Below are 10,444 nucleotides of genomic sequence, written 5' to 3' on the forward strand. Positions count from 1 at the left end.
GGTCTGCGACGGCGCGCGGTACCTACGCTATTGGGCGGAACTCATCGGCGCAGCAGGATTGGGCGCTGCGCCATAGGAATAATCGGGACTCCCCTGCGCCGGCCCGCGCGGAGCAGTCGGGATCGTGCTGTCGACGACCAGCGTCGGCGAACTCAGGCGCTTGCCGAAGTCCTGATCGAGCATGCGCAGCAGCGACCAGGCCAGGACACCCAGTACCGGAATCAGTGGCAGCGCGACGATGATGGTGGACGTCTGCACCGCCTTGAGCCCCCCCACCTTGATCAGGCCGATGCCGACGACTGCCAGGAGCAGAGCCCAAGTGATGCGAATCCAGCGGCGCGGCTCCTCATAACCGGACAGCTCGCGCGAAGTGACCGATGCCAGCACGTAGGCCGCTGAGTCCAGCGTCGTGGCCAGAAAGACGAAGCACAGCAGAACGAAGCCGGTTATGACCCAATCGGCCAGAGGCATCGTCTTCAGTATCGCTAGGACAGTGGCTGGAATGCCCTGCTGGTTGAGAATGGCGCTGACATCCAGCGTCCCCGAGAGCTGCAGGTCAAGGGCGTAGCCACCCCACACCGCAAAGAACACCCAGCAGCCCAAGCTGCCCCAGATCAGTTCAGCAAACACCAACTCTCTGATGGTGCGGCCTCGGGAGATGCGCGCGACGAACAGCCCCATCATGGGTGCATAGGCGATCCACCAGGCCCAGTAGAAGATGGTCCAGTCCTGGGGAAAGCTGCCTTTGGCGATCGGATCGGTCCACAGGCTCATCTGCACGAAGTTGTTGATCATCAGGCCGACGCTATTGGACCAGCCGTTGATGATGAACAGGGTCGGACCGATGGCCAGGACGAACAACAGGAGCAGGACTGCCAGATAGACATTGATGTCACTGAGCAACTTGATGCCTTTGCTCAGACCGAACCACACGCTCATGCCGAACAGCGCGGTCCACAGGCCGAGAATCAGCATGTCGAAACCGAACGACGGCTGCAGGCCGATCACGTCCGAGGCCAGGGTCGATACCAGCGGTACAGCCAGGCCAAGCGAGGTTCCCACGCCACCGACGATGCCGAAGACCACCACCGTATCGAGCAGAATCCCGAGCCAACCGTTGGCCTTGTCGCCCAGCAGTCCTCGCGCAGCCACCGAAAGACGGACGCCAGGCTGGCGGCGAACGTACATGGAATAGGCGATAGGAATCGCCGGCAGGCAGTAGAAGGCCCAGGGAGTCAGGCCCCAGTGGAACTGTCCATAAGCCAACGCCCACTCGGCAGCCTCCTTGCCGTGAGCAGCGAGCCCTCGTGGTGGGCCATCGAAGTAGTAGATCGGCTCGACCCAGGCCCAGTTGGCAATGGCGATACCGATGCCGCCACAGAAAATCATGGCCACCCAGCTGAAGTAGGAAAACTCAGGTAGATCCTCGGCGCGGCCAAGGCGAACCTGGCCATAGCGACCCAGCGCGAGCCACAACAGAAACACGACCGCGCCGAGGCCGGCAAGCAGATAGAGCCAGCCGAAATTACCGGTAGCGAAGCCGAACAGCTGCTTGATGATCAGGTTTCCAGACTCAGGAAACAGGACCAGGGGAATGGTGATGCCGAGAATGACGGCAATCGAGGGCCAGAATACCCGGCCGTCTAGGGCCGAGCCGTGGTTGATATTGCTCATCGCGGGAAAATCCTCTTTTGGCGGGCCACGGCGACATGCTCTGAATAGCTGCCGGGGCCGTAATGCGCGGAAACGGAATGCGGGTTATCCGTCGTATCACTCGGCGCGGAAGCGCTGCCGGTCAAAGAGATGGCGATGAACATCGGGTGTAGCTTTCTTGTATTTGTTATTCATGGTGCTTCTCACAAGGTCGCTTCGGGGGAATCGCCCCGCAGGGCCGGGCAGCGGCATGCAGGGGCGACGACTGATGCCGGGCGGTCAGCTCGGCAGGTACTCCTCGCTCCAGCTTTCGCTGATGCAGTTGCGCTCGATCAGCGCATCGATCTGGGCTTGGCTGTAACCGAACTCCTGCAGCACGCGGCGAGTCGAGGCACCGAACTTTTCAGCCGGAGACAGAGCACGGATGGGCGCACGGCGCGGGCGGATCGCGTAGGGATCGAGCTGAGTGACGCAATGGCCACTCGGATGATCGGCATAGATGCTGAACGAATAGCTGCCATTGTCGGTGCCAGGACGTCCATCGGCCGGACGGCTGTAGCGTTTGCGCAGGCTGTCGAGGTTGTCCGGCGCCACTGCTGCGATATCGGCGGCGTGCAATCGCCCCTGCCAGGTTGCAGCCGTCTCCGAGGCCAGGGCATGACTGAGGAAGGCCGCACGATCAGTGGCGGCACTGATGCCAACCAGACCGTCCACGCGCTCCAGACTCTCCAGTTCGCTCTCGTTGCTGTCCAGGTACAACCAGTGGTCAGCGGTACGATAGAAACGCGACAGGTCGCTGTAGCCGACGGCATCGCGGCCGGAGGGCTCATTGAAGGGGCCCCTGCCCGCATAGTCGAAGCAGAAGGGAAGCTGTACCAGGTTGCCCAGCGATGCCAGGGAGGTGCGTGCACGACTTACCTGCCCGGTTGCCGCTTTGCGGTACAGCGCGGAGGCGACACCTAGCGCGGCGGCAAAGCCACACATGACATCAATGGTGCCTACGTGGGCGTGCTCTTCCGGCGTTTCCATACCGCCGCCGAAACGCAGCATGATGCCGGTGGTGGCCTGGATCAGGTCGTCATAGCCCAGATAATCGGTGCGAGGGCCACGACGCGGGCCGCCGAAGCAGTCCAGCTGGCAGAAGATCACGCCCGGATTCACCGCCTGCAGGCTGGCCTCGTCGAGGCCCAGGGGCGCCAGCTGTCGATCGGGGGCGTTCATCACAATGACGTCCACCGAACGCACCAGAGTGTTGAACACCTCGCGACCATCGACCTGGTTCAGATCGACCAGGATGCTCTGCTTGCCACGCGCCGAGGACATACCGAAGACAACGGTGTTCCACGGATCGTAGTTTGGGGTGGCCGGATCGAGTTTGATCACATCAGCGCCGAAGCGCCCCAGGAACGAAGCCGAGTGAGGTCCTGCGATGACGTTAGTCAGGTCAAGAACACGTACGCCTTCCAGCCAGCCAGCGGCTTTTTCGGCTGGAGCAGGAAGCGCTGGCGAGGCACACTCGGCCAGCGTCGCGAGGGCTTCCTTGATACTCACCGTGCGACGCGGGTTGGGGGCCAACATCATCGCCGCGCTGTCTTCCAACCAACTGATCGCGCCCGGCTGCTTCATCTTGCCGTATTGAGGATCATCAACCTCGACCACCAGGCCAGCAGTATTGGCGTGTTCGTCATGCAGCCATTCCTGAGTGGAGCGATGCGGTGCGCCCGGGAACTGGCCCTCACCGAAAATCTTCTCCCATTCGGCAGCAGTCTTGGTGAGGAATACTTCCTTCATGCGCGCCGAAATACGTTGAGCCCAATGTGCCGGCAGCGGGTAAACACCCAGCGAGGCGTCGCCCTCCCACTGCGACATCGGCAGATAGGGGTCTTCGACCTTGGGCAGGCCGGCCGCGAGCATTTCCTCATACAGGCCCATGGCCTGCAGGCAACGCTTGGCGTGGGAGCGGTGTGACGGGCAGACCGCATAGAACTTGCGGCCATCGGCGCATTCATAGGTGCGGTAGAACGGATCGAGGTATTCCTGCAGATCCTCGTAGCTGAGGTTCATCGGCAGGTTCTCGGCGCGGCGGCGCTCGATTTCCTTCTCACGCAGCGTCTTGTAGCGGAGCGGATAGCCATCAATCTTGATCGAGTTGTACGACAGGCCCTCCATGACAGCGGAAGCCAGCGGCACCTCGATTTCATCACCCTGCCCGCTGCGCTGCCGGGCCTGCAGAGCCAGCACCACAGCCGATACGGCCAGCATGGTGCCGTAGGACGAAGCCAGCGGCAGCGGCGAGAAGCTCGGGTTGATCCCCATCAGCACGCGGTTCTGGCCCATGTCGGTGAACACCCCGGAGGCCGAGGCAATGATCGACTCGAAGGCCCGCCAGTCGCGGCGCAGCTCGTCATTGCTGGCAAAACCCGGGATGGACAGGGTGATCAGTTCTGGGCGCTGACGGCGCAACTCGGTGAAATCCAGCCCCAAGCGCTGCATGACGCCCGGGCGGAAGTTCTCGATCAGGATGTCGGCGCTGGCGATCAGCGCCTTGGCTTCCTGCAGGCCCTGGGCGGACTTCAGGTCGAGCTGCAGGCAATGCTTGTTGCGGTTGAGCACGGCGTTGGCCGGACTGTCCCACAGCGGCCCGCTGGGCGGATCGACATGAATGACCGTCGCACCGAGATCCGCGAGGATCATGGCCACGGCAGGCCCGGCGATGTACTGACCGAAGTCGATGACTTTTACGCCATTGAGGGGGAGTTGGCTGAGCTGTCCCATGATTCACCATCGCTTGCAAAGCCCGCTGCAGTGCAGGCTTTTGTTGTTGTGAGTAATCGTCGACGCACCTCTCCCCTGCCTTGCTGATGGGATTTGGAGACGACTTGGAGCGCTACTTTGGGAAAAATGCAGGAAGGCGAAAAGCAATAAAAAAAAACCCTAAGACACGATTTTTTTTATGGCTGCATAAGCCTGCTTATTGATAAGCAGGCTCAGAGGTCCGGATCCTGGAGCAGGATCCGGCGCTTGAACGGAACAGAAGAAATGAGGTGCTAACCCAACTGCCAGGGCCGCCGAAACGGCGGTGAAACTCAGTTGTGAGGGAGCGCAGCCTGAGCCTGCGAGACCAGCCAGGTGATGAAGGCAACGGCCTGGGGATTAGCCGTGACAAGGGGGGAATACACCAGATAGAAGGCTTCCTGGGTAGTGAAGCGTTGCTCGAAAGGCGCGATCAGCGCTCCCCGATCGAGCATGTGCTCGACCAGGGAGGAACGCGCCAGGGCCACGCCCTGACCCAGTTCGGCCATTCTCAAGGCTGAGATCAACGTGTCGAACTGCAGCCCCTGGGATGAGTCCACTCGGTTCGCCCCGGCCTTTTTCAACCAGTAGCCCCAGCCCTCTTCATACCCCAGCACGTGCAGCAATTCGTGGTGCCCAAGATCCGCTGGCGTGTTCAGTGGTTTCAGCTCACTCGCCAACGAGGGCGAACACACCGGTACCAGGGAGTCCCAGGTCAGCCGATCCGCTTTCAGGCCCGCCCACTTGCCCTGGCCGTGGCGAATCTCCAGGTCGGCCTCGACATCGGTGTCTCCGACCCAGATGTTACTGGTGATATGCAGGTTGATGTCGGGGTGTTGCCTGCGAAAGTCAGGCAGACGCATCGACAACCAGTGGATGAAGAACACCAGATTGACGCGCACGGTCAGTACCTTGCGATGCCCTTGGCCAAAGATCTCATCGGTGGCCGCGGCCAAGCGCTCGATGGCTTCATGAACCGCCGGCAGGTAGGCCTGGCCGGCCTCGCTGAGTTCCAGCCCTCTGGGCAAACGCTTGAACAGCGCCGCTCCCAGCTTCATCTCCAGCCCCTTGACCTGCTGACTCACAGCCGCCTGCGTCAGGTTGAGCTCCTCTGCAGCATGGGTGAAGTTGAGATGGCGCGCCGCGGACTCGAATGCCCGCAACCAGTTGAGCGGTGGCAAGCTTTGCTTCATGAAAGGTGGTCTCCGAAAATCATGAGCCAACCACTGCAGACCTTGCCATAGTGGCTGGGCCGAAGGATCGACACGTCGATCATCACCATTGCGCTGGCACCGTCTGTGCACATGGGTGTATCTGCTCCGGCATCGTGCGATTGACATTATAGACGGTCGGTCTAATATATTGCCATGACTACTTCCAATCCTCAGCCCCGCCGTGGCCGCCCGCCGAAAATTGCGAGAAGCTTTGACGACACGCGTGAGGCGCTGCTGCACTGCGGTATGGAAGTGCTGACCGAGCAGGGCTTTGCCGCCACGGGGATCGATACCGTACTCAAGCGTGTACGTGTTCCCAAGGGCTCGTTCTATCACTACTTCGACAGCAAGGAAGCCTTCGTCCAGGAGGTGCTGCAGCGCTATGCCACCTACTTCGCGCGCAAGCTGGATCGCTGGTTGCTGGATGACAACGTCCCGCCCCTGCAGCGCCTGAGCAATTTCGTCGAGGATGCCAAAGCAGGTATGGCCCGGCATCAGTTTCGCCGGGGTTGCCTGGTCGGCAACCTGGGTCAGGAAATAACGGCACTGCCAGCCAGCTTTCGCGATGCGCTGGAGAATGTCCTCCTCGACTGGCAAGAACGGCTGGCCAATTGCCTGATTCAGGCAGTCAGCCTCGGACAATTGAGGCCTGACAGCGATTGCGACGCGCTTGCCGCCTATTTCTGGATTGGCTGGGAAGGCGCCGTGCTGCGCGCCAAGTTGGTCCAGAACGCCCAACCGCTAGACACTTTCGCCAATGGCTTTCTGGCCAGCGCGGCACGCTAGTGTTCTTTCAACCATTTATAGACGATCAGTCTAAATAAGGAGAGACCATGTTCAAAGCCCTGCTCATCGAAAAGAATGAAGACCTCTATCAGACACGCCTGACGGAGCTGGATGACTCGCAGTTGCCTGAAGGCGACGTCACCGTACGTGTCGAGTTCAGCACGCTCAACTACAAGGATGGCCTTGCCATCAGTGGCCGCAGCCCGGTGGTACGCCGCTTCCCCATGGTTCCGGGCATCGACCTGGCGGGCGTCGTCGAAGCCAGCAACCACACCCGATACAAGACTGGCGACCGGGTCCTGCTCAATGGCTGGGGTGTTGGCGAGACGCACTGGGGTGGGCTGGCCCAGAAGGCCCAACTGAAGGGCGACTGGCTGATCCCTCTGCCCGACCAACTGAGTGCACGCCAGGCCATGGCAATTGGCACCGCTGGCTACACCGCCATGCTCTGCCTGATGGCGCTGGAGCGTCACGGGCTATCGCCCGAGCGTGGCGAAGTACTGGTCACAGGCGCCAATGGCGGGGTCGGCAGCTTCGCCATAGCACTGCTCGCCAGGCTGGGCTACTCGGTAACCGCCTCCACTGGCCGCCCGGCGGAGGCTGATTATCTGAAGCAACTGGGCGCCAGCACGATCATCGACCGATCCGAGCTGAGCAACCCCGGACGCCCCTTGGCGGCTGAGCGCTGGGCGGCAGCAATCGACTCGGTGGGAAGCCACACGCTGGCCAATGTCTGCGCCAGCACGCGCGCGGACGGCACCGTTGCAGCATGCGGTCTGGCCCAGGGTATGGACTTTCCCGCCACGGTAGCCCCCTTCATCCTGCGCGGAGTCAGCCTGCTGGGAATCAACAGTGTGACCCGCCCCCATGAGGAACGGGTGGCTGCCTGGCAACGCCTGTGCTCGGAGCTGGATCTGGCGCAACTGGACGACATTACTCGTGAGATTGCACTCAGTGAGGCTATCGATGCGGCTAACGACCTTCTCGACGGCAAGGTTCGAGGGCGTGTGGTGGTTGATGTCAACCGCTAATACCTCCGGCTGAATCGCCCCTGCTTTCCCAGAGCCCTCCAACCCTCAGATGGACGCCAGTGGACCGACTCAGGCCTCTCCGCAACTGGCCGGCTACCGCCGCTGACGAAGGGCGGGAACTGGCCAGAAGTGGACGTTTCAACAAACGTCAGCACCTGGGTGGCTGGGCTGATATCGCAAGTAGAGCAGCAAAATGAAGTTCGTCTTCGGTTTGAGCCCAGAGAATCACCATGTCTTAGACTCGTCCAAATAGCTTACGCATAGGCTTGGGCGAACATCTCGACAGCCGCGGCCAGCCGCGCTTTGCTAACTGCCAGGGGACTGCTGCAGTCTAGGCTGCCAATCGCCAGCAGAAGGAACTGGATGGCTGCTTGCTCGGGCGCTGAACAACGAGCCCAACGGGACAGGGCCTTTTCCAGGTAGCGCTGATAGGGGAGAAAGCGCTGCCGCCAGCGCTTATGTGCAATCCGGTTCGAACGCAGCACCATTTGAGTGAGGGCGTGAGAGGCAGTGTGCTGATTCTGTAGTAGCAGCTCATGTGCAGCTCTTTCCAGGCAGACACGCAGTCCTCCTCGCGCCTGGATTGGCAATCTCGGCTCCGGTAGTTGCTCCAACCAGTATTCGATCACCGCGCTGTAGAGCTGTGCCTTGTCACCAAAATGGGCGTAGAGCGTTGCCTTGGTCACACCGGCCGAATCGGCCAGGGCCTGCATGCTCGCATGGTCGAAGCCGAACGCCATGAAAACCTCGCTCGCGGCGAGCAGCATCGCTTGCCGGCGCTTGTCCCGGCGCAAGTCCTTGGTGGTTGGCTGGTTCATCGTCAGGTCTTCCAGCGCCGGAACAACAGGCTGGCATTGACACCGCCAAAGCCGAAGCCATTCGACAGTGCGTATTGCAGGGACATGCGCCGGGCACTCAGGGCTACCAGATCGAGACCGTCGGCGGCCTCATCGGGGGCGGTTAGGTTGAGAGTCGGCGGGACGACCTGATCACGCAGCGCCAGCACGGTGAATATGGCCTCGACGCCACCGGCAGCGCCGAGCAGATGCCCGGTGCTGGATTTGGTCGAGGTAATCGCTACGCCCGAGTCACTGCCGAACACGGAGCGGATGGCCGCCAGCTCGCCACGGTCGCCTACTGGCGTTGAGGTGGCGTGGGCGTTGATATGTTGCACTTCACCAGGAGCGATGCCGGCCTGGCGCAATGCCAGTTGCATGGCGCGGCGGGCACCATCGCCATCTTCAGGGCCGGCAGTAAGGTGGTAGGCGTCGGCACTGGTACCGTAGCCGGTCAGTTCAGCCAGCGGTCGTGCTCCCCTTGCCAGGGCATGTTCCAGCGACTCGATCACCAGTAGCCCTGCGCCTTCGGCCATGACGAAACCGTCGCGGTCGCGATCAAACGGACGCGATGCTTCGTGAGGGCTGTCGTTGTAGCCACTGGACAGCGCACGTGCCGCGGCGAAGCTGCCGAGCGTGACTCGATCGATGGCAGCTTCGGTGCCACCGCACAGGGCGATATCGGCCTCGCCACTGCGGATCAGCCGGGCTGCGTCGCCGATGGCCTGCGCGCCGGCCGCGCAAGCGGTTACCGGCGCTCCGAGCGGCCCTTTGAAACCATACCGGATAGACACCTGGCCGGCCGCCATATTGGCCAGGAATGACGGTGCGGTGAAGGGGGACAGCCGCCGTGGCCCGCGCTGATCGGTGGTGCGCACGGCCTCCGCAATGGCACCGAAGCCGCCGACACCAGAGGCGATGAGAGTCGCTGTGCGCTGGCGCTGTGTTTCCTCAGTCGGCCGCCAGCCGGCCTGCGCCAGGGCTTCCTCTGCAGCGACCAGAGCGAACTCGATGAAACGGTCCATCTTCTTGCGCTCCTTGGCGGGGATGTACCGCTCGGGATCGAAGCCGGCCTGGGGATCGTCGGCAATACCGGGCACCTGCCCGCCAACCTCACTGCCAGTACCTTCGCTCAGCTCAACCGGCAACCTACGGATGCCCGAGTGGCCAGCCAGCAGGCGCGTCCATACCATCTCGCTGCCACAGCCCAGAGGGCTGACGATGCCCAGGCCAGTAACGACGATGCGTGTGCTGTGTTCTCTGTGCATGGTGTGGTCTCGTACGTGAAGAGGTGGATCAGCCGAGGCCGAAGGTCTTGCGCAGGCCCGAGTCAACTGGGCCTGCCGGCATAAAGCGGCGCAGGCGTCTGAGCAGGGAGGCCTCACCTTTGGGGGTATGGCGCATTTTCCACGCGCCCAGGGCAGCCTCGACGATGGTCGCGGCTGCCGCATCGGGCAAAGGCGCCTTCTGCACATTCATCTGGATGGCCTGGGAGACGGTTGCCCGCTCGCTGTCGTAGGCGGCGATACGCAGGGCGACCTGTGGCGCGTTGAGGTCGAGGCTGGTCTTGGTGAACGACGGCTCGACCAGCGCGACGCGAATGCCGAAGCGCCGCACCTCGTGATCCAGGGTTTCGGACAACCCCTCCACCGCATGTTTGGAGGCCGAGTACAGGCCCATGTAGGGCGCCGGCAGGAAGCCGAGCACAGAACTGACGTTGACGATGCGCCCGCTGCCTTGCTTGCGCATCTGCGGTAGTACCGCCTGGGTGACGCGCAAGATGCCGAATACGTTGGTATCGAACAGCTCCTGGGCCTCGTCGATAGCGGTTTCCTCGGTCGCACCGAGCAGTGTGGTGCCGGCGTTGTTGACCAGGACATCGATGCGTCCGGCCACGGCGACGACCTGCTCGATAGCGTGGTGGATCGAGGCTTCGTCACGGACATCCAGCTGGATCAGCTCAACGCCGGGGATAGCCTGCGCGGTGGCCGGGTTGCGTACACTACCGAACACGCGGCAGCCGCGCCGGGCGAACTGTTCTGCCGCTGTGCGACCGATACCTGATGACACACCGGTTATGACGACCACTGTGGGGTTGGACATGGTGGTTACTCTCGATCAAGGGAATGGG

General features: G+C 62.1%; 8 protein-coding genes. 2 read left to right on the forward strand and 6 right to left on the reverse strand.

Annotated elements, in window-relative coordinates:
* Positions 1–27: 27 nt before the first annotated feature.
* The 3 genes from ACF8GF_RS06375 to gcvA form a co-directional block, all read right to left on the reverse strand.
* The gene (locus ACF8GF_RS06375) at positions 28–1,674 is read right to left on the reverse strand and encodes a BCCT family transporter (RefSeq protein WP_392519716.1); all 1,647 of its coding nucleotides are present in this window, start codon (positions 1,672–1,674) and stop codon (positions 28–30) included.
* Positions 1,675–1,932: 258 nt separating this feature from the next.
* Positions 1,933–4,428, reverse strand: a complete 2,496-nt coding sequence (locus tag ACF8GF_RS06380; protein ID WP_392519717.1) for a CoA transferase — start codon at positions 4,426–4,428, stop codon at positions 1,933–1,935.
* Between the two features lie 311 nt (positions 4,429–4,739).
* Entirely contained in the window at positions 4,740–5,639 is a 900-nt protein-coding gene (gene gcvA / locus ACF8GF_RS06385) for a transcriptional regulator GcvA (RefSeq protein WP_333982517.1), read from the reverse strand.
* A 174-nt stretch (positions 5,640–5,813) separates the two neighbouring features.
* Between gcvA and ACF8GF_RS06390 the strand changes: the two genes are divergently transcribed.
* Together ACF8GF_RS06390 and ACF8GF_RS06395 are read left to right on the forward strand one after the other, a co-directional pair.
* Complete coding sequence (locus ACF8GF_RS06390) at positions 5,814–6,446, forward strand: TetR/AcrR family transcriptional regulator (protein WP_392519718.1); 633 nt, start codon at positions 5,814–5,816, stop codon at positions 6,444–6,446.
* 47 nt (positions 6,447–6,493) lie between these two features.
* Complete coding sequence (locus ACF8GF_RS06395; protein ID WP_392519719.1) at positions 6,494–7,477, forward strand: MDR family oxidoreductase; 984 nt, start codon at positions 6,494–6,496, stop codon at positions 7,475–7,477.
* A 254-nt stretch (positions 7,478–7,731) separates the two neighbouring features.
* Here ACF8GF_RS06395 and ACF8GF_RS06400 read toward each other — a convergent pair whose 3' ends face one another.
* From ACF8GF_RS06400 to ACF8GF_RS06410, 3 genes are read right to left on the reverse strand one after another with little or no spacing between them, the layout of a single operon-like run.
* Positions 7,732–8,295, reverse strand: coding sequence for a helix-turn-helix domain-containing protein (locus ACF8GF_RS06400; RefSeq protein ID WP_333982520.1), 564 nt, complete (start codon positions 8,293–8,295; stop codon positions 7,732–7,734).
* 2 nt (positions 8,296–8,297) lie between these two features.
* Complete coding sequence (gene fabF, locus ACF8GF_RS06405) at positions 8,298–9,581, reverse strand: beta-ketoacyl-ACP synthase II (RefSeq protein ID WP_333982521.1); 1,284 nt, start codon at positions 9,579–9,581, stop codon at positions 8,298–8,300.
* A gap of 28 nt (positions 9,582–9,609) precedes the next feature.
* Complete coding sequence (locus ACF8GF_RS06410; RefSeq protein ID WP_333982522.1) at positions 9,610–10,416, reverse strand: oxidoreductase; 807 nt, start codon at positions 10,414–10,416, stop codon at positions 9,610–9,612.
* Positions 10,417–10,444 lie beyond the last annotated feature (28 nt).

It is taken from the genome of Pseudomonas sp. yb_5, from assembly GCF_043103865.1.
GTDB classification, from domain to species: Bacteria; Pseudomonadota; Gammaproteobacteria; order Pseudomonadales; family Pseudomonadaceae; genus Aquipseudomonas; species Aquipseudomonas putida_Y.